Origin of the sequence: Companilactobacillus paralimentarius DSM 13238 = JCM 10415, assembly GCF_001434985.1 — a bacterium.
GTDB lineage: Bacteria > Bacillota > Bacilli > Lactobacillales > Lactobacillaceae > Companilactobacillus > Companilactobacillus paralimentarius.
In genome coordinates this window covers 1-19,795 of record NZ_AZES01000020.1, presented here as the reverse complement: position 1 = coordinate 19,795, position 19,795 = coordinate 1, and the positions used below count along the sequence as shown (strand labels likewise).

Genomic DNA, 19,795 nt, shown 5'->3' with positions numbered 1-19,795 from the left:
TAAGGGGTGTCCATACGATAATGCACCAATGGAATCTTTTCATGCTTCCCTCAAAAGGAATGTGTTTATCCAGTGCCGGTCTTTGAGAATTATGAAACTGCCGCTGCTGTCCTTTTTGAATATGTGCATGCTTTCTACAATAGGAAGAGAATTCATAGTTCACTGGGCTACCAGACCCCCTTACAAGTTGAAATCGCAACACTTGCGAGCCAAATGGCCGCCTGATTTAATGCTTTCCAGGGTTCAAATAAGTTATTAATCACGATTAATGATTTATTTGAGCTGTGGAAGGTAAACGCGGTTCTGAATGTCTCTTAAAACCTGTCTCAAATATTGACTTCAATCCACATTGTTCTAACCTATAATAATGGTACTTCTACGTCTATTAATGCTAGTGATTACGATGCTTCAACTAAAACGTTAACCATCCCGCCAACATTATCTTTAACTGATGGTCAAGAAGCAACTATTTCATATAATGCTAGTATCACTCGAGATGCTAGCGGTAAAACTCTTACGAATACTGCTTACTTTACTGGACATGATACCAAAACAACAAGTAAAACGTATGATGCTTCAGTAGATATTCCCGTTAAAAAATCTAAATTTGATTTTACATTTAACAAATACGTCAAGAATGTTACTAAAGGTGAAACTAATTTTGCAACAAGCACAAATACAAACATTGGTGATATTGTCAACTTTTACATGGTTTATAAAGTCTCTGCTGGTAGTGATAATCTATTAGCTGGCACCAAGTTAACTGATGATCTTCCTACCGGACTAGTCTTGGATAGAAAAGTTCATATTAAAGGTCCTAAAGACACTTCACCCTATGAATCTTCTCAAATAAACACTGGTATCAACCAAGTTGAAGCCGGAGAAACTGTTACCCTAGAATTCAATGCGAAAGTAACCTCTGCGGCAGTCGGTCAAGTAACCAACGTTGCTACTGTTTCTGGCGGAGTGAGTTCTTCAAATGAAACGCTTGGTGACATGATTTCAAACGGTGCCTCGGTTAACGTTCAAAAGAGTGATGCTTTTACTGAAGTTCCTAGTTTAATAGATTTTGGAGCTGTAAATGCCTATGGTAAAGAAATGATTATTGACAATGTAGCCACTAAGGGAGGATTAATTGTCGCCCATCCTGATAATAATAGTTTCAATGTTTCAGTCTCCTATGATAACGATGACCCTGATACTCAAATGAAAGATTCTAATAACGATACATTACAAGCTGATGATTCAGGTCTACTGTTCATCAGACAAAGAACAAGCAAAGATACCGACGACGGAACTTGGCAACCTATTACTACTAGTGGTGTACCAATCCAGACAAATAACTTTTCAGGAAGCCAAGATTCTTTGAACTTATCTAACTACGTTGGTGTAAATGATTGGCAAATTCACTTGGTACCAGGTACCACAGCTGGCAATTACAAGGGAATATTATCATGGAACTTAATTGAATCGGTTTAAGAAAATCTCAAGATAATTTAAATTTCCTTAAGAAAAACACTACTTATGAAAAAATTTGTTATTCTTATGAAGTAGGAATTAGTTGTTTTTAGTAAAAAAAGGACATTCACAATTGTGAATGTCCTTTTTGCTTTAGATAGCCTTTGATAAGACCCAATCCTTAACATCACCATGACTCAAATTAACTTTCTTAACTGAGCGTACGGCAAAATTATTCTTTTTATAAAATTTAACGTTCTTTTGTGTATTAGTTTCCAAAATAATATTACGGTAACCAATCTTCTTAACATAAGGGCTAATGTGATTATTTAGCATCTTGCTACCAATTCCTTGGCCACGTAAACTTTTATCTACCGCTAAATATTCAACAGCACATTTCTTTTTACCCTTTACTAAATCGAAAAGATCTTCGAATTTAAAGATATCGAATGCATTGAAACCATTGAATCCACTCATAAGAATCTGCGGTATCAACTTCAGACCATCCATTGAGAGATAATCCCAATTGCTTATCTGACGACCCTGATTGAATTCAATTAGAGCAACTGCTCTAGGCTTTCCCTTTCCGTCAGCTCCAACATAAACCAAACCTTTTTTCATGAATACATTAACCTCTAGTGCAAAATATTTACGTAACAGTTTATCAAACTTAGCACTAGATCTGAACTCTTGTTGGAACATGTTCTTAGTTGTGATGTATTCCTTAAATGAATCTACTAGTAAATTTATTATCTGAGGCTTATCACTGTTCAAGCCACTTCGAAAATCCAAAATATGACCTCCTTATTAGTCATACCTAACATATTAATACCATCCATACAAAATGTCCATTTTTTAAACCGTTTTAAATAAATTTATATGCCAAACGTTATTTCTGTTATATAAATTTAATATAATAGTTAGTTTATAGTATTAGACATTAATATAGAATCATAGTAAGCTATGAAGTAATGTGAGATTTCAAGTTCATATCTAGCCGATATCTAAGTCCTGCTTAGAATATCGGCTTTCTTATCGTCAACTACTGTCAGCAGATGGTAGTTTTTTTGAACTTAAAAATATTTATCATTAGGGGGGAAATATGGGAAAGAACAAAAAATCAATCTATATCCTTGTAGTTAGTAACTTTCTAATCTGTCTAGGAATCGGATTAGTTATTCCAGTTACACCATTTATCAAAAACGAATTCCACTATACAACATCTCAAATGGGGGTTATGACGTCACTTTTTGCTTTTGCTCAATTTGTCGCCTCACCCATTGTCGGTAAGATGTCTGATAAGGTTGGACGTAAACCAGTAATTGTCATTGGTTTGTTCACTTATGCTATTTCAGAATTTATCTTTGCTGTCGCTACTAGCTTGCCTATCTTTAACATTTCTCGTGTTATCGGTGGTTTATCAGCCGCAATGGTTGTACCAACTTCAATGGCCTTAGGCTCCGATTTAACGACATTGAAAGAACGGGCCAAAGTTATTGGATGGCTCTCTGCCGCCTTTAGTGGTGGTTTAATCTTAGGCCCAGGACTTGGTGGTATTTTAGCTGGTATCACTTATAAGACACCATTTTACTTTGCTGGTGCCCTTGGTATCATCAGTGCTATCTTCACTTTATTCCTATTAAAGGAGAACAAAGAGGTCCTCGAAGAAGAAGCCCTGGAAGCCGAGAAAAAAGCTCAAGAACAAGGTTCTATCAAATCAATTCTGACTTTGCCAATGGTAATGCTCTTCGGAATGATCTTAGTTTCATCCTTTGGTTTACAAGGATTCGAAAGTATCTACAGCATCTATGTTAACCAAGTTTTCAATTTCGGCTTGAGTACAATTGCTTTAGTTCTAACTCTAAACGGAATTATTTCTTTAATTTTACAAGTTGCGGCTTTCAACTGGATCATTAACAAAATTGGAGAAATGCGTTTGATCAGTATCGCCTTTTTACTAAGTGCTGTCTGTGTTTTTTGGATTACCCAGGCACATTCACATGTTGAAGTTATTGTAGCGACTCTGATTATCTTTTCATCATTTGATTTACTAAGACCTGCTATTACAACCTTATTGACTAAATCTAGTCGTTCCAATCAAGGACTTATCAATGGTATGAATATGTCACTGACAAGTATCGGAAACGTTATTGGACCTCTGATGTCTGGAGCATTGATGGATTGGAATACTCATTATCCATACTTAGTAGTTACAGTTATTTTGGCCGCATCTTATCTGCTAACCTTTATTGTTAGAAAGCATCCTATCGTACCTGCTGAATAAACAAAATCCTGATCAAATTTATTGGTCAGGATTTTTTATTATTTAGATTTTCTTTTAATGAAAAGTAACACTATTAATTGGCATAAACAAATAAAAATAAAGAACCCACCTAAAACAGCTAATGAAACCATTCTAACTGTTGGAGTCTGAATAGTACCAGCTCCGTCAATTCTTCTATTTAAAAGATAAATTGCACCGACAATAAATAATACTAACCAAGCAATATTGATTCCCCACCAAACTTTCATTTTTATTCCCCTTTCCACGACATCTGATATTCAACCTCATTAGTTGATTTATCAATGTTTTCGTGAATCACTTTAAAATTATTTTGTAGATAAAAATTTTTAGCCTGTATATTTTTATCATAGACATCCAATGACAATTCTGAATATTCCCGCTTTAAATAATCTAATAACTTTCTGCCAACACCGTGATTTTGATATTCTTTTTTCACAAAGATTCCAGCTAAATAGTTCTTCTGTAAACCGGCAAAGCCCATAATTTGTTCATTATCAACAAACACATATATATCTGCTTCTTTAAACTGTTCCTTAACCGAATTCAAATTATTGATCCAATAATTCTTTTTTACAAAAGAATGAGCTTCTAAATTTCCCTGTAACCAAATATCACTAACAACTTCAATTTCTTTCGGTTGCATTCTTCGAATCATGTTTGCCATTTCTCCCCAAATTTGCTATCATTTATAGAAATAATTATACACCGCCGGGTGTCAACTAAAAAAGTACTCTTATAAATTCCATTAGGCCACAGAAGGAATTTGTAGGGGTACTTTATTTTTTTGGAGGAAAATATTATGAATTGGATTTACTTAATTATCGCTGGAATATTTGAAGTTGTTTGGTCAACTACTATTAAATTGAGCCATGGCTTTACAAAAATCAGTTTTACTATTTACACTATTATTGGTTTATTTCTTAGTATGTTCTTTCTCGCTATTGCGGTTAAAAGAATGCCAATGAGCTTAGCTTATCCTATCTGGACTGGGATTGGAGCCGTCGGTTCCGTTATCATTGGTGTTATTCTCTTTGGTGACAAGTTGTCACCATTAACTTGGATCTTTGTAATTCTTCTATTAGTAAGTATCATCGGTATTAAGATTTCTTCTGGTAATTAATCTTTGTCTCTTAAGTAAAGCAGATAAGTATAATAACCACCAACAATCAGTAACAAAATGGGAACCACCCATATTGTTCTTACAAATAACCACTTCTGAAGAAGTGCCGATGTTACAGCTCCAAAAGCAAAACCAAAAACTAATTCGAAATAAATCAATGCCGTAGTTACATCACTTCTATGACCATGATAAAAATATTCAACAAAAGAAATAACAGCTTTCTTTAAATTACCTGTTGAAAAGACATTGTTATAACCCATACCCTCAATCTGACTAAAAGCTACATTTTGCATAGCCATAACAAGAGCCAAAGGTGGGGCAATATAAATATTAGAAACCGTTTTTGGTATGAATCCTACAATTACACAAACTATAAATTCTGCAATAAGACTCGTTAAACGCCAGTAATGACTACGGTTATTTTTATGCTTCATTATCTCAACAACTATAATTCCTAAAACAAAGAACAGCATTGTAAATACCTTGGTCATAATCCCTGGTAAATTTTGACGTGCAATATCTACACTGAGAAAAATGATATTTCCTGTTTGACCTGCGGCTAAAACTCTCCCACGTTGAACATAGGTGTAAGCATCAATAAAACCACCAATGAACGTTAAACCAATAGCTATCTCTCTTAACTGAAATAATTTAAAACTTTGAAATCTTTTCATTTATACCCTTCTTTTTATAACAATCATAATTTTATCAAAAAAACAGATAATTTACTTATTCCCTTTGTCTTAATTTAATGACAGCGCCATCATTATGGTATATGCTTTAATTAATCAAGAGAGGATGCGATATTATGTTGTTACCAAAAGACGTTCAAGAAGAAATCAATCATTATAATGAAGAAAGTTTTCAATTACTTCACGATAATCCTTGGCTGATTCCCGCAATCTTAGGTTGCATGACATTACCCGCAGCTGTATGTATTCATGGATTCTGGAAGAATCAACAATTAAAAAAGCAATTAAAAATCGAACGTGAAAAAACAAGGCAATTGAATCTTCAAAATAAACATAGTCATTTACTTTTACGCCATCTATAGAAGCGTCACCGTTATTTACGGTGGCACTTTTTTTGTGTTTCAACTATGATGGAATATATCACCAATAAGGGGAAAATTATGTTAAAAAAGAAATTTATTGCACTATTACTTTTTTTCACAGTCCTATTAGGATTGCCCATTTCATTAACTAATGTGGCTGCAGCAGCCGCGCCAAAAGCTAAAAATCTTACTTCTGTAACTCAAAGTGTTAATCACGCTTCACCAGAAACACCGATTATTTTTTCACATCGTGGTAGTCCTTATAATAATCCTGATCACTCTTTCAGTGGTTACAATCGTGCTATCAAAGACGGTACTCAGTATATTGAGCAAGACGTTTGGCTCAGTAAGGATAATAAATTATACGTCTCTCATGACGATAATTTAAAGAAATCGACTGGTTCAAATGTAACTATTTCTAAGTCAACATCCGCAGAATTAGATAAAGTTAAACTGCGTAATGGTGAAAAACTACATCAATTAAAAGATGTCTTCAACCGCTATGGCAAAAAAGTTCATTATATAATTGAAACTAAAAAGAATGCCGGCGACAATACTGATACTGAGAAGGCTCTTGCCAAAGAAATAAAAAAATACAACATGAAAAATAATTTAATCATGCAAGATGAAAGTATCCCTGGTATTAAGATTTTTCACAAATCTTTGAAAAATGTGCCTATCCTATGGCTACTAGATTCAGTTACCGAACGTCAATACAGCGAGGAAATTGAAAATGCTCCTCGCTATATCAAATTTGTTTCTATTCGTTTGGAACAATGGACACCTAAATTAATCAAATTGGCTCACAAGAATGGTTTTAAAACTAATGGTTGGATCATCAATACCTATAACGATAATTACAATGCTCTCAATACACTTAAATTAGATAGTGTCTTTACCAACAATACTAAAGAGACTGCTCACTTAATAGATAAATGGAAGTAATAATATGCCTAATAAACAAATTTTTTTAGAAAACATTTGTTATACACCTTTAGTTTTTGGACGGTTCAACAAGAAGTTAGGACTGAATTTATCAGAATTAGAAATTAAACAATTGGTTAATCAAATTATTAGCGCTGACAATACCATTTTTCAAAAAGAAGGTAAAAATTATTATCTTCAATATGAGAAGATTGAATTGGTAATTAATTCCTTCAATTACCGATTAATCACCGCTAATAGAATATGACAAAAAAGGTTGAAATCGTTTGATTTCAACCTTTTTTATTTAGCATTTCTAACCATTCTAGGTAAAATAGCAAAAATCACTAATCCAACTAAAAATAACGCACTTAATGAAGCAGCTCCAATAGTTGATTTACCCGTTAATTGCGTGACAATGGCTACGATAAATGGTCCCATAACCGCTGAAAATTTTCCTAAAATATTATAAAAGCCATAGAATTCACTGCCTGATTCTTTGGGAATAATTTTTCCAAAATAAGATCTGCTCAAGGCTTGTAAACCACCCTGACTAGTACCCACTAAAATAGCCAAAATCCAAAAATCAAAACTGGATTTCAGATTCAAGGCATACAAACAGATTAGAAGATAAACTACGATTCCCAATAAAATGCCTTTTCTAGTTGAAGTTTTATCGGCAAACCAACCAAATAAAATTGAAAATGGTACTGCAATTAATTGAACGACCAACATAACAATCATTAGTTCTGACGTCTTTATACCGATATCCATTCCAATAGCAGTTGCCATCGTAAAAATAGTGTCAACTCCATCTATATAGATGAAGTAAGCTACTAAGAACCACGCTACCTGCTTATATTGTTTAATATGTTTAATTGTTTGAAATACCCTGTTGAAACTTCCTTTTAAGGGTGAAGTCGTTGATTTAACGGAATATTTTTGAGTAACATTTCTTTGCAGTGGTAAATAAAATATCAACCACCAGAGTGCAGCAATTACAAAACTCCAATGAGCAATTCCTGTTCCATCTAATTTTCCAAAACCACTAGTTAATTCCAAAATAAGAAACAAAATAAAGGCAATTACTCCGCCCAAGTAACCATAAGCATAACCATACGTCGATATTTTATTCATTTGCATATCATTTGCCACGTCAGTTAAAAAGCTATCATAGAAAAGATTACTTACTGAGTAGCCAATCTCTGACAGAACATAAACTAATAGCAATAAACGCCACTGTGAGGCAGGAATAAAAACTAATCCTATTGTCATCACTATTCCTAACCAACAAAACATGCTTAACAAGCGTTTTTTTAAGTGAGGATAATCAGCTAATGCACCTAGAAACGGAGCTAATAACGATACTAACAGTGTACTGAAACTATTAGCATATCCCCAGTAAGCTGTAGAACTAGCCGCTGAAACATGATTAGCTGCGGCTATTGACTTAAAATAGACCGGTAAAACGGCCGTTGTAACAATTATTCCATAAGCGGAATTGGCCCAATCATACATGATCCAACTCCATTGTTCCTTATTGATTTTTAAATTGACACTTCTTTTATTTTTTAAAGAAATCATCAATTAACTACCCCCATCCATTGCGTAAGGAAAATAAATTTATTTAACGCGAAGGAATTATAGCATGGGAAATGTTTTTTTCGATACAAGAAAAAACAATCAATCCTAATAACAATTATCTTTCTCAAGGGCTATAATACAGACTTTTGAAATATTTCATTGTAAAAATAATATCGGTTAAAATAAATAAAACTCCATCTTGGGAAAGAAACTAAAAATAATAGCCACAATAACTCGATTTGAGTTATTGTGGCTATTATTTTAATGCTTGAGAGCTAATCGTACTTTACCTTGCTCTCATCTTCTTATTTTTCAATTCCCTTACCGACGTACATGTCTTCAAGGATTTGTTTCAATTCTGAAATTAATGGTTCTTTAGGATTTGTGAATGAGAATTGATCTCCAAATGCTGCTTCTGATAGTGCATCAACATTTTCGTCAAATTCTTTCTTATTAATATAGTTGTCTTTAAGGCTCAGCTTAATACCGAGTCCGTGTGCAAGATCAACAACTTTCTTAACTAAAGCATCTTTCAAAGCTCTGTCATCTTTACCTGTCAAACCAATATATCTAGCAATAGCAGCATAATCTGAATCTGCTCTAAAGCTTTCATATTTAGGCCACATAGTGATCTTTGTAGGTTGCTCGAAATTGTAGTTGATTACTTGTGGCAAGGCAATGATTGAAGCTAAACCATGTCTGATACCATAGGCATTTGTTAGGGCATCTGTGATTGAGTGACCGACACCAGCAAAAGCATTACCAAATGACATACCCGCAAGTGTCGAAGCATTATGCATTTCTTCTTGTGCATCTTTATCACCAGCAGCTGCTTTTTCTAAGTTATCGAAGACTAATTTAATAGCTTGTAATGCATATGGTCTTGTATAATCTGAAGCCATGTTGGCAACATAAGATTCAATAGCATTGTTCAAAACATCCATACCTGATTCAGCGATAATGTCTTTTGGCATTGTTTCAACAAATTGTGAATCAATGATAGCGACATCAGGTGTTAATGCATAATCAGCGATTGGGTACTTTGTTCCGGTTTGTGTGTCAATAATAGAACTAAATGGTGTAACTTCGGCTCCAGTTCCGTATGTTGTTGGAATAGCAACAAATTGTGCTTTTTCAGGCTTAGGGAACTTATAAGCACGCTTTCTAATATCAATAAATCCTTGTTTTGCACCAAAGAGATCAACATCAGGATGTTCGTAGAACAACCACATATCCTTGGCTGTATCCATTGTTGTACCACCACCTAATGCAATAATTGTATCAGGCTTGAATAGATTCATTTGTGTTACACCACGCTTTACAACATCAGTTGTTACAATGTTATCAACGTCGGAGAACATTGAATATTCAACGTGGAATTTACTACGTTTTAATTCATCAGTAATCGTATCAACAAAACCAAGTTGTACCATGACAGGATCACAAACAATAAAGGCTCTCTTCATACCTTCAAGATCTTCCAAGTAACGAACTGAAGTCTTTTCAAAGTAAACTCTTGGTTGTTTAATCCATTGCATATTATTTCTCCGTTTTGCGATTGTCTTAATATTAAGCAAATCAAATGAAGATACATTATGAGAAATAGAATTCTTCCCCCATGAACCAGTACCAAGAGTAAGTGATGGGATCATTTCATTGTAGAGATTACCAATACCACCAATAGCAGCAGGTGTATTTACCAAGACACGACTAGCTTTCATCTTAATACCAAATTCCGTAGCCAAATCTTCATCCATTGTGTGAATACCAACGGTGTGACCTAAACCACCAAAGTGTAGTAACTCATCGGCTTTTTCGAAACCTTCCTTATGTCCCGCAACTTTATAAACTGATAGAACAGGTGAAAGTTTTTCAGCTGAAAGTGGTTCATCTGGACCAACCTTTGAAAGTTCGACACCAAGTACTTTAGTATCAGCAGGAACCTTAATGCCAGCCAATTTAGCAATTTCAATAGCTGATTTACCAGCAATAGGACCTTTAACTCCACCTTCTGGTCTAAACATTGTTTCTGCTAATTTCTTATAATCTGATTTCTTAATGAAATAAATTTTATTCTTTTCGAATAGAGATTTAACTTCGTCATAAATGTCAGCATCAACAATGGCACTATTTTCAGAAGCACAAACCATACCATTATCAAATGTCTTTGATAAAACAATATCATTAACAGCACGTTTGATATTAGCAGTCTTTTCGATGTATGCAGGACCATTACCAGGACCAACACCCAAAGCAGGTTTACCAGTTGAATAAGCAGCCTTAACCATTCCAGGACCACCAGTAGCAAGAACACTGGCAACTCCTTCGTTATTCATTAAATATGATGTTGCCTCAATACTTGGTTTTTCAATCCATTGAATAACACCTTCTGGGGCACCAGCATCGATGGCAGCTTTTAACATAACTTTAGCGGCGGCAACAGAACAATTTTGAGCTTGGGGATGGAAACCAAAGATAATTGGATTACGTGTTTTCATAGCAATCAATGACTTGAACATTGCAGTTGATGTTGGGTTAGTAACAGGTGTAACACCTGCTAAAACACCAAGTGGTTCAGCAACTTTGATCAAACGATGTTCCTTATCATCTTCGATAATGCCAACAGTTTTATCGCGTTTGATTGAGTGCCAAATTTCTTCTGTAGCGTACATATTTTTAATGACTTTATCTTCAACCATTCCACGGCCAGTTTCTTTGTAAGCTAACTTAGCTAATTCAAAACTAGCGTTTAATCCGGCAATAGCCATTTGGTGAACAATGTGGTCAACTTGTTTTTGAGTAAAACCGTCCATAATGTCCAAAGCCTTGTGAGCCTTAGCAACCATAGCATCAATGACGGGTTTTACATCTTCTTTTTCATCTGATTTTGTAGAAACCTTTGTATCTTTGGAACCTTTCAACATCTGATTACCTCCAAGATTTAAAAATCAATATATTTGTTAACTAATTCACGTTTTATCTTATCACTGTACAATCAATGTTCAAGTTATTTCATTTAAAAAGTCCAAGTAAACGTTTTCACATTGATATATCAACACCTAGTGTTCAAATTGCTTACAAAAATTTATTTCACATCTTATTTCAATTGTGAATATTTCTTCACAATCTAATCAAAATGCCTGTTCTAGGTCGCTTTTCAATTCACAAAAAAAGAGCCAAATCAAAATTCAGCTCTTACTTGTGAAATTTTTTTTCTTTTTCAATGAGATGTTTTGTCGTTTGATGTTAAATTCTATTTGTTGCGAATATAGATTGATTATAGGCATCAACCTCCCTTTAGATAAGGTTTTCGTTTAGACCGTTCAACTTTTGAATACATTTCGTATTGTAGAGATCTGACCTTTTATATTCCCAATAGTTTTCCTTCTAGTTTTTAAATAACTGTACTTCAAACTTCTAAGGTCAATTTTCTATATCTTTTCTTCTCAAGTATGCTGTACCTTGGTCCTCTCGAAAATAAGCATTCTTGCTCCACTTTTTATCTAAACATGGTCTTAGTTGCACGTGCCATTACTTTTGGATCTTTTTCGTAATGGTGCATTGGTGTCATTTCTGATAATGGAATATTCAATAATGTGTATACTGCACGTTGTGCTGCACGGAATGAATATTGCTCTGTAAAGACCATATCGAATGGTTGTTCACAGAATTGACTGATGAAGGCCAAATTCTTACTGTTCTTTGGAACTACATCTGGACGATCTCCGACGGCTCTTTGATTGAACATTGCACTTGCATATGGTAGATAAACAGGAATTACATTGACAATACTATCCATAATTTCTTGAGTGTGGTTCTTGATATTGTCTTTACTTGGATCTACTTCTGCCAAGTGTCCTAGCAATTCTTCTAGCATTTCCTTACCTGTCATTTCCATTACAGGTTTTTGAACATAGTCACCATTTCTTCTTGGATACATGAAGTAACCCCAGAATGTTGATTCATTTGGCTTTTGTGCCTTGAAGTGTGGTTGATGATGAACAACGATTGACAATAATGGAGTACTGTTAATCCATGTGTTCAAAGCATTTCCTGGTTCTTGTTGTGTAATACGTGAAATTTCATTTACCAAAAAGTGGCTATTTGTTGTAACTGTGAAGCTGACCCACTCACTTTGTGTACGATCTCCAAAGAATTTATCAGGGTTACCTAGTGAATAGAACTTCTCAGAAGCTTTCTTCCAAAGTGCTGCACTAGGTGCATAATCCATATTTTCTTTGAATGGTGTATTAAAGTCACCAAGTGATGAACTATCGGTAATTGATCCATTAGTATCAAAGACTAAATCATTTTCAGCAACATCGATATGTCCTTCTTTATTGTCATTGTCAACTTCTTCATACTTGAGTCCAGTAACAATAATATCATCTTGAAGTGGTGTGTCTTTGAATTCCAGGTCAGTAACTTTACGGTTATTGATAAAGGTTACACCACGATCTTCCAAGTATTTACGCATTGGTAGGATAATACTTTCAAATTGATTATATGGACTTCTTGTTACACCCTCTAGTGTATTGATACGACTAAATTCAAGGATCATACGATTCATGTAACGACGTAACTCAACAGCTGAACTAGCACGTTTGAAAGCAAAGGTTGTTTGCCACATGTACCAGAAGTTTGTTGTAAAGAAGTGAGGACTACTTGCAAACCACTCAGCAATACTGATGTTATTTAATTTTTCTTCATCTTTTTCGGGCATCAACATCAATTTAGATAATAAATAACGATCCTTATTATCAAATTGCATATGTCTGTAATTATCTTTATTAGGTTTTACTCGTGGACCATCACTATCAATTAGACGTCCAACGTCATGTGTTGGATGAGCGTGATCAAAATTCAAAATATCATCTGTAACTGTTTGTCCAGGATGATCCAATGAAGGTACTGAACGCAATACATCCCAAAGGTTTTCAAATGTTTCTTCATTCAACATTCTTCCACCTTTTGCTAGGAATCCTTTGCTATTCGATAAAGCTTGGTTACCATACTCTTTTTCATAGTCCTTAACTGCGGCACCATCGTTTGCACCGTGGTCTTCTAGACCCATCATTGTAATTTGATCGCCATTAAATCCCCCATCACGAATCAAATAAATAGCAGCGGCTAAGTTACCAACACCTGTACCAATCATGTAGGCTTTTCTTGTCATATCATGAACCTCCATTCCAAATTTGCTCTTTTCTATACACCTTTAATATAACAGTAAAAATAAAAAAGTAAAGGCTTACATTGCATTATTGACAACATCTTTAATCTAATTTTTAACACTAAAAAAGGAATCAAAACAACTTAAATTTGTTTTGATTCCTTGATTTTTTAATTACTATATTTTATTAATCTAACTACATCACGTACAATCATCAATTCCTCATCTGTTGGTACAACCAAAACATCTGTGGTTGAATCTTTTGTACTGATGCGACGAATTCCTTTACCGTTTTCATTAGCTTCTTTATCAATTCTTATGCCACGATAATTAAAATGATCTACAATATCTTCACGAATTTCAGCACTACCAGCGCCAACACCAGCAGTAAAGATCAAGACATCAGCTCCACCCAATAAGGCAATATATGAGCCAATATACTTAACAATTCGATTAACAAAAATTTTGATGGCTAAATCAGAACGATGATTCTCATCCTTTGTTGCTAACAAATCACGCATATCTGGTGAAACGCCTGAAAGTCCTAACAAACCAGATTTAGTATTCAAAATCTTTACCATTTCATCGGGATCAGTAATCTTCATCTTTTGCATCAAATAAGCAACTAGTGAAGGATCAACATCCCCAGAGCGTGTACTCATAGTAATACCAGCTAATGGGGTAAATCCCATCGATGTATCAACTGATTTACCATCTTCAATTGCATCAATTGAAGCGCCACTTCCAAGGTGCGCAGAAATAATTTTAAGGTCAGATAATGGTCTTTGCAAATAATCGGCCGCTGCCTGTGATACATAACGATGGCTTGTACCATGAGCACCAAATTTACGAACTCCATATTTTTCATAATACTCATAAGGAATACTATACAAGTAATTGACTGGATCAATTGTTTGATGGAATGAAGTATCAAAAACTGCCACTTGAGGAACATTTGGCAAAATCTTTTCAAATGCTTCAATTCCAGTTGCTTGACCAGGATTGTGCAATGGGGCAAATTCAGAAAGATTTCTGATTTGCTGAACCACACGTGGAGTTACGATGACTGAATCTTTAAAGATACTACCACCAGCAACAACACGGTGACCTACTCCAGTGATCTCATCATAATTCTTGATGATTTTCAATTCAATCAATTTATCAAGCATCTTATTAACAGCTGTCGTGTGATCAGGAATATCACCTAATTCACTGATTTTCTTGCCATTATATTGAACTTCAAAGACTGAATCTGGCAATCCCAAACGATCCACCATTCCCTTGGCGATAACCTTTTCATCAGGTACTGTATATAGTTTCCATTTCAATGTAGAGCTACCAGAATTAACGGCCATGATTTTAGACATTTAATCTCACCTAACCTTTAAAATTTTTTGCCCAGCTTTGCAACTGGTCTTTAAATCCCTCAAACAACTTAGGGTTATTGGTATCTGGTATTGTGCCCATCAAAACATTTTCCACTTGTTTAGCATTGCCGCCATGTTTTTGTAAAACTACGACTGCCTTTTGTGCCTCCTTTGATGCAAATAAGCTTGTTGGCAAATCTAAAACAGCTTGTAGATAAACACTTGAAACCATCCATTCAGATAATTTCTTTGCTTGGTCAGTTTGGAAAATCTGTGAAGGTACAATGAATATACCGATTCCACCGTCATTTAAATTATTCATAGTTTGTTCAATCAACAAATGGTGAGCATAAGAATGTCCCTTGTCTGATTTAGTTTTGAAATTCTTGGCATTGTCATCAATTGGATAATAGCCAACTGGTAAATCAGCCACTGCCAAATCAATATCAGTAATATCCCAATCAGCGACACTATCTTGATGATAAGCATCCAAATTGAGATTCATTACTTCACTAAATGATTTTGTTAAGGAAACTAACGCATCATCATTATCAAGCGCTGCAGCATTGATATTGAATTTGTCAGTCATATTCAATTGTTCAATAACTTCAATCAGCAAGTTACCTGTTCCAACAGTTGGATCGACTATGTTCACGTCTTTCTTACCTTGAACATTTAGTACCTCATAAGCAATTAAGCTAGTTATCAAACCAATTGCATCAGGAGTCATCAATTTATTAACTTCAGCCTTATCATCTTTTTGAGCCTTGATAATTGATACTGTAATCGCTTGCTTTAGTTGCAGTGGAGTTAGATTTAATTTCTTCATCTCCGCATAGATACTCTCTAATTTAGCAACAGTCTCTTTATCGGGAACACCGTTCTCGACATAAACACTGCCATCAGAAATATCTGTCAATGTTTCGGCAAGTGATTCAATGTTGTTAACTCTTAAAGACTCCTTTAATAAAGAATTAGCTTGATTCATCTTATCAAAATATGTTTGCATATCTTTTTCTGACATGGTTAACCTCTTTGCTTAATAATTAAAATTTTAACGTTGAAAACGATTTTATTCAAGGATTCGTCAATTCACAATAGTCTATTTTATTACTTTTATTAATTTTCTTGTTAATTTGTTGCTCATAAATCTCGTCTAAACGCCGGTATCCCGAGATTTGTTCGCCAATCAAATTACTAGTGTATCCTACAATTAAAATTGCGACCGATAATATTAAAAGACTATTCAATAAAACCGTGCCACTTCTTTTATACTTTTTGTTCATCCAACGTTAAGTACATTTCAGATTTTTCACCGGCTTTATTCACTGTTGTTATGATAACTAAATTTGAGATTTTTTCAATCTTAATTTCTTTTTGATTTACTAAAATAGGCTCATGTCCACCACTAACAGCAGTTTTATATCGTAACATTTTATTCCCCTCTTTACCAAAGATATTAAAAACAAAAGCCGGATGCTTGTTATTAAGCCACTCCGGTTTTGTATAGGATATATGATTATCTTTTACTTCGTTTATTTTTAAGGCATGGTCCATTTCACTTTGAATTTTTTCTTGAGTTATATGCCAACGTAACTGATCTTTAAAAGTAGTATGCTGTACCGTCCGCATTATCAATAACGATTGTTGCAAAATTCCTAAGGTCATTAAAGTTATCATTAAAGCCAAAACTGATTCGTACAGAACAAAACCTTTTCTTCTAGCTCTTAACTTGATAGACATGATTATTTACCTTGACTTGATATGTATTTTCAATCTTCTGATAGTAATAAATTCGATTCTTTATCATCACTTTATTGGGCATATGTGAATTTTCTAAATGTAACAATATTATTTTATGTGCGTTGACTCTTTGTTCCCATTGATTGATCAGTTTAAATTGTTCACTAACACAAAGCGACAACATAAAAATGATCATTAAGGAAATCGTTAGAGAAGTTAATGCTTCGACTAAAATAAAACCGCTACGTTTTCTCAATAATTTCACCCCATCCCATTTGAATTCGATATTCATACTTACGATGTGTTAGATTAGATTCAAAAATAATTGTTTTAGGTCCCGATTGTCCAGATCTCCCAATAAAATAATCAATCGGTCCATTAGTGTTTCTTAGAGTTTGAGGTAAAATTTTTTTCTTTAAGACCACTTTTCCACTAATCGCATATCGTCCGAAAATAATATGATTATCACGAATTTTCAAATAAGCTGGTTTTTGATTGAGATATGAATAATTCATCTCATTTTTAAATGAATTCTCAAACCACTCTAAAGATTCCTTCTCTTCAATACGAGCCTGATAATCTTTCAGATTCCACACTGATACAACCAGTAAACTACAGACGATTGCGAGACCAATTACCGTTTCTATTAATGTGAAACCGCGTCTACTAGCGTCCATCCCTCAGCCTGATTGTCTTTCTTCAAAGTTAATTTCAATTTGGTTATTCTTTCAACTTGTTTATCAGTAATATAATTTTTATCCTTTAATTTATCTATACTAACCTCTTCATTAGGGTGATTTTCAGAATACAATTCGGCCTGATTAACTATCGTAGTTTCCAAGGCTTTGTTTGACTTCTCATTGGCATTGTTCCGTTGTGCCGTTAAATTCGGAATCATAATCAAAAGTAATAGTGAGATTATGAATAGAACGATAACCATTTCAATTAGGGTAAAACCTTTTCTTATTTTCTTCATTATGAGATTCCTTTCATCATTCCATAAATTGGTAACAAAACTATTAAATAAGTTACGACAATTACAACCGCAATAATGGCAAACAAAATTGGTTGCACTAGTCCTAACATTTTTTTGAGATTACGTTGTGTTTCCTCAAATTTCAATTCTGACATCAGCAAAATATCTTGTGCTAATGCCGTTCCACTTTCACCGGCTTGTAAGATAATTCTTAACTGTTTTGGCAATAACGGTTCCCTTTCGACTAAAGTTAATAAACTTTTTCCATTAACTAGATTATTAATGAATTTAGTCGCTAGATGTTCTTGGATCGATCCTTTTTGAAAGCGATTGCTATTTTCACAAATACTTTGTAGATTCATTCCATTAGCCAGTTGCATCCCCAATCCTTGTAAGATCAAAAAATGAAAAAAGGTTTGATAAATTCTTCCTATAAATGGTAATTTCACAAGGAATAAAGCCCGAGCATACTCATCTTTTTTTCTAAGAAAGGCTACCAGAAACAAAATACTTACAATTATTAAAAATAAGATTAGTAAAATTAATCCTAAAAATAAATCTATTGCTTGGCTACCACCTGAGACGGCTAATTGAGGAACAATATAGAGTTTCATTCCCACCAACATTGTTATTAAGAACATCAATATAAAAATCGGATAAGCTAACAATTCTTTAAACTTATTCTTCTGCTTAGATTGACTTTGCAAGAGGATTCCTGTTTGTTCCAAAGCCTGAGCCAACCTTCCATGATTTTGGGCAATGATCAATTGATTGTAAACAACCGTAGGTAAATTAAAATGGATCAATGATTGTGAAATCATTTTTCCCTGTTGCAAATCCTGATAAATTAAGTCAAATACACCTTTCTCATCATCCAATAAACGAAGGCAATTAATTGAATCACTTAGTGAAAAACCATTCTTCAAAAGTTTACTAATTAGAATTAAATATTCAGACTTTTTGGCCGTGGAGAACTTTTTAACCATAAATATATTCCTGATACGTTGTTTCATTGATTCGACCGACTTGATAAGCTTCTTCCAGCATTGATTGCCAATGTTTATCGGCCACTTCATCTTTCAAATATTTTTCAATTTGTGTTGCGTCTAAAGTATCAATAAATAATTCTAAATCATTAAAAGTCGGTACTAAACGTTGATATGAAATAAAGTTAATACCATTTAAGATATCGATCTCATCAATTCCAAATTGTCGCAAACGCTGAAGAATAGAATATTTAGATTTCCCATGAATCGTCGACATAACTGTGTAACCACACAGTGCAGCTTGAACAGCTTGCTGTGCTGTATGGTTATCTCTAATTTCACCAATGATCAACACTTCTGGTCGATGGCGAAGACTGGTTTTTATCAATTCCTCATAGGTCATACCAGCATCATCATTAACTTGTAATTGTAAAAAACTATCTTCAACGATTTCAATCGGATCCTCAATACACATAACCTTCTTATTAATACTCAATTGTCGTCCCAGTGTGTACATCAAAGAAGTTTTGCCTGAACCCATTGGTCCAGAAAATAGCATCATTCCTTTTCGCTGAGCAATTGGTAAGATCTTTTGAATTAAGGCCTCGTCTACCACTGAATTAAATTCTTGTGGATAAATTAGCCTCACAACCATTGATTCTCGATTTTGAAAATCTCCTACTGAGGAAATTCTGATAAAGATACGTTTATTTTGATAATTAAAATTAAACGATCCCTTCTGAGAACGACGCCGCTCAGACACATCCAATCCTCCATTAAATTTCAAGAAATTCATAATTGCAAAACTCTCATCATTAGTTAAATCAGCTACCGTGTAATTCTGAAAAGAATTACTTGCTTCAATATGATAAAAGTTATCGTGCGGAAAAAAATAAATATCCGAGATTTTATTAATGCATGCTTCTGTTAATAAATTATTGACCATTGATTCTGCTGTCATCAAATGCCCCCTTTCAGATAAAAATTACGAAGAAAAAAGGCTAAAAAAATATTCCCAGCAATCTTTTTACAATTACTGAGAATATTTTTTAGGCGAATTTTATAATCAAGTTAGCCACTTTAGAAAAATGACAAAATAAAAACA

At 34.1% G+C, this 19,795-nt stretch carries 22 protein-coding genes; 7 read left to right on the top strand and 15 right to left on the bottom strand.

The window, feature by feature from the left end; translation table 11 throughout:
* Window positions 1-33 precede the first annotated feature (33 nt).
* Both FD33_RS13140 and FD33_RS02370 read left to right on the top strand, forming a co-directional pair.
* A complete protein-coding gene (locus tag FD33_RS13140) occupies window positions 34-225 on the top strand; it encodes an IS3 family transposase (protein ID WP_409337739.1) in 192 nt (63 codons plus the stop codon).
* Window positions 226-333: 108 nt separating this feature from the next.
* Window positions 334-1,479, top strand: coding sequence for a hypothetical protein (locus tag FD33_RS02370; RefSeq protein WP_056955719.1), 1,146 nt, complete (start codon window positions 334-336; stop codon window positions 1,477-1,479).
* A gap of 132 nt (window positions 1,480-1,611) precedes the next feature.
* On the opposite strand, the gene FD33_RS02365 is transcribed toward FD33_RS02370, so the two are convergent.
* Window positions 1,612-2,250: a GNAT family N-acetyltransferase gene (locus FD33_RS02365; protein WP_025086347.1), complete on the bottom strand. Its 639-nt coding sequence runs from the start codon at window positions 2,248-2,250 to the stop codon at window positions 1,612-1,614.
* Between the two features lie 310 nt (window positions 2,251-2,560).
* Between FD33_RS02365 and FD33_RS02360 the strand changes: the two genes are divergently transcribed.
* Entirely contained in the window at window positions 2,561-3,742 is a 1,182-nt protein-coding gene (locus FD33_RS02360) for an MFS transporter (protein ID WP_025086348.1), read from the top strand.
* 38 nt (window positions 3,743-3,780) lie between these two features.
* Here the strand turns inward: FD33_RS02360 and FD33_RS02355 are convergent, their stop codons facing one another.
* The gene (locus FD33_RS02355) at window positions 3,781-3,990 is read right to left on the bottom strand and encodes a DUF3923 family protein (RefSeq protein ID WP_051564356.1); all 210 of its coding nucleotides are present in this window, start codon (window positions 3,988-3,990) and stop codon (window positions 3,781-3,783) included.
* A gap of 2 nt (window positions 3,991-3,992) precedes the next feature.
* Window positions 3,993-4,418: a GNAT family N-acetyltransferase gene (locus FD33_RS02350; RefSeq protein ID WP_056955718.1), complete on the bottom strand. Its 426-nt coding sequence runs from the start codon at window positions 4,416-4,418 to the stop codon at window positions 3,993-3,995.
* 144 nt (window positions 4,419-4,562) lie between these two features.
* Between FD33_RS02350 and FD33_RS02345 the strand changes: the two genes are divergently transcribed.
* Window positions 4,563-4,883, top strand: a complete 321-nt coding sequence (locus tag FD33_RS02345) for a DMT family transporter (protein WP_025085779.1) — start codon at window positions 4,563-4,565, stop codon at window positions 4,881-4,883.
* On the opposite strand, the gene FD33_RS02340 is transcribed toward FD33_RS02345, so the two are convergent.
* Complete coding sequence (locus FD33_RS02340) at window positions 4,880-5,557, bottom strand: YoaK family protein (protein ID WP_025085780.1); 678 nt, start codon at window positions 5,555-5,557, stop codon at window positions 4,880-4,882. The two genes, FD33_RS02345 and FD33_RS02340, sit on opposite strands and share 4 nt — an antisense overlap.
* Before the next feature lie 134 nt (window positions 5,558-5,691).
* Here FD33_RS02340 and FD33_RS02335 point away from each other — a divergent pair, with 134 nt between their 5' ends.
* The 3 genes from FD33_RS02335 (at window position 5,692) to FD33_RS02325 (ending at window position 7,129) form a co-directional block, all read left to right on the top strand.
* The gene (locus FD33_RS02335; protein WP_025085781.1) at window positions 5,692-5,937 is read left to right on the top strand and encodes a hypothetical protein; all 246 of its coding nucleotides are present in this window, start codon (window positions 5,692-5,694) and stop codon (window positions 5,935-5,937) included.
* Between the two features lie 78 nt (window positions 5,938-6,015).
* Window positions 6,016-6,882, top strand: coding sequence for a glycerophosphodiester phosphodiesterase (locus tag FD33_RS02330; RefSeq protein WP_056955717.1), 867 nt, complete (start codon window positions 6,016-6,018; stop codon window positions 6,880-6,882).
* A gap of 4 nt (window positions 6,883-6,886) precedes the next feature.
* The gene (locus FD33_RS02325; protein WP_025085782.1) at window positions 6,887-7,129 is read left to right on the top strand and encodes a DUF3781 domain-containing protein; all 243 of its coding nucleotides are present in this window, start codon (window positions 6,887-6,889) and stop codon (window positions 7,127-7,129) included.
* A 35-nt stretch (window positions 7,130-7,164) separates the two neighbouring features.
* Here the strand turns inward: FD33_RS02325 and FD33_RS02320 are convergent, their stop codons facing one another.
* The 11 genes from FD33_RS02320 to comGA form a co-directional block, all read right to left on the bottom strand.
* Window positions 7,165-8,445, bottom strand: a complete 1,281-nt coding sequence (locus FD33_RS02320) for an MFS transporter (protein WP_056955716.1) — start codon at window positions 8,443-8,445, stop codon at window positions 7,165-7,167.
* Between the two features lie 305 nt (window positions 8,446-8,750).
* Window positions 8,751-11,369, bottom strand: coding sequence for a bifunctional acetaldehyde-CoA/alcohol dehydrogenase (gene adhE, locus FD33_RS02315; protein ID WP_025085783.1), 2,619 nt, complete (start codon window positions 11,367-11,369; stop codon window positions 8,751-8,753).
* Between the two features lie 575 nt (window positions 11,370-11,944).
* Complete coding sequence (locus FD33_RS02310; protein WP_056955715.1) at window positions 11,945-13,621, bottom strand: oleate hydratase; 1,677 nt, start codon at window positions 13,619-13,621, stop codon at window positions 11,945-11,947.
* A gap of 167 nt (window positions 13,622-13,788) precedes the next feature.
* Complete coding sequence (locus tag FD33_RS02305; protein WP_025085784.1) at window positions 13,789-14,985, bottom strand: acetate/propionate family kinase; 1,197 nt, start codon at window positions 14,983-14,985, stop codon at window positions 13,789-13,791.
* A gap of 10 nt (window positions 14,986-14,995) precedes the next feature.
* Window positions 14,996-16,009, bottom strand: coding sequence for a class I SAM-dependent methyltransferase (locus tag FD33_RS02300; protein WP_025085785.1), 1,014 nt, complete (start codon window positions 16,007-16,009; stop codon window positions 14,996-14,998).
* 245 nt (window positions 16,010-16,254) lie between these two features.
* Entirely contained in the window at window positions 16,255-16,674 is a 420-nt protein-coding gene (locus FD33_RS02295; protein WP_148299183.1) for a hypothetical protein, read from the bottom strand.
* A 31-nt stretch (window positions 16,675-16,705) separates the two neighbouring features.
* Window positions 16,706-16,984: a hypothetical protein gene (locus FD33_RS02290; protein ID WP_025085787.1), complete on the bottom strand. Its 279-nt coding sequence runs from the start codon at window positions 16,982-16,984 to the stop codon at window positions 16,706-16,708.
* Window positions 16,971-17,405 (bottom strand): type II secretion system protein, encoded by a 435-nt coding sequence (locus FD33_RS02285; protein ID WP_081784538.1) that lies wholly within the window; start codon window positions 17,403-17,405, stop codon window positions 16,971-16,973. Before FD33_RS02285 ends, FD33_RS02290 begins: the two co-directional genes overlap by 14 nt.
* A complete protein-coding gene (comGC, locus tag FD33_RS02280) occupies window positions 17,375-17,704 on the bottom strand; it encodes a competence type IV pilus major pilin ComGC (RefSeq protein WP_025085789.1) in 330 nt (109 codons plus the stop codon). Before comGC ends, FD33_RS02285 begins: the two co-directional genes overlap by 31 nt.
* A complete protein-coding gene (locus FD33_RS02275) occupies window positions 17,704-18,690 on the bottom strand; it encodes a type II secretion system F family protein (protein WP_227005165.1) in 987 nt (328 codons plus the stop codon). The genes comGC and FD33_RS02275 overlap by 1 nt, the downstream gene beginning before the upstream one ends.
* Window positions 18,683-19,651: a competence type IV pilus ATPase ComGA gene (gene comGA, locus FD33_RS02270; RefSeq protein WP_025086424.1), complete on the bottom strand. Its 969-nt coding sequence runs from the start codon at window positions 19,649-19,651 to the stop codon at window positions 18,683-18,685. The genes FD33_RS02275 and comGA overlap by 8 nt, the downstream gene beginning before the upstream one ends.
* Window positions 19,652-19,795: the final 144 nt, after the last annotated feature.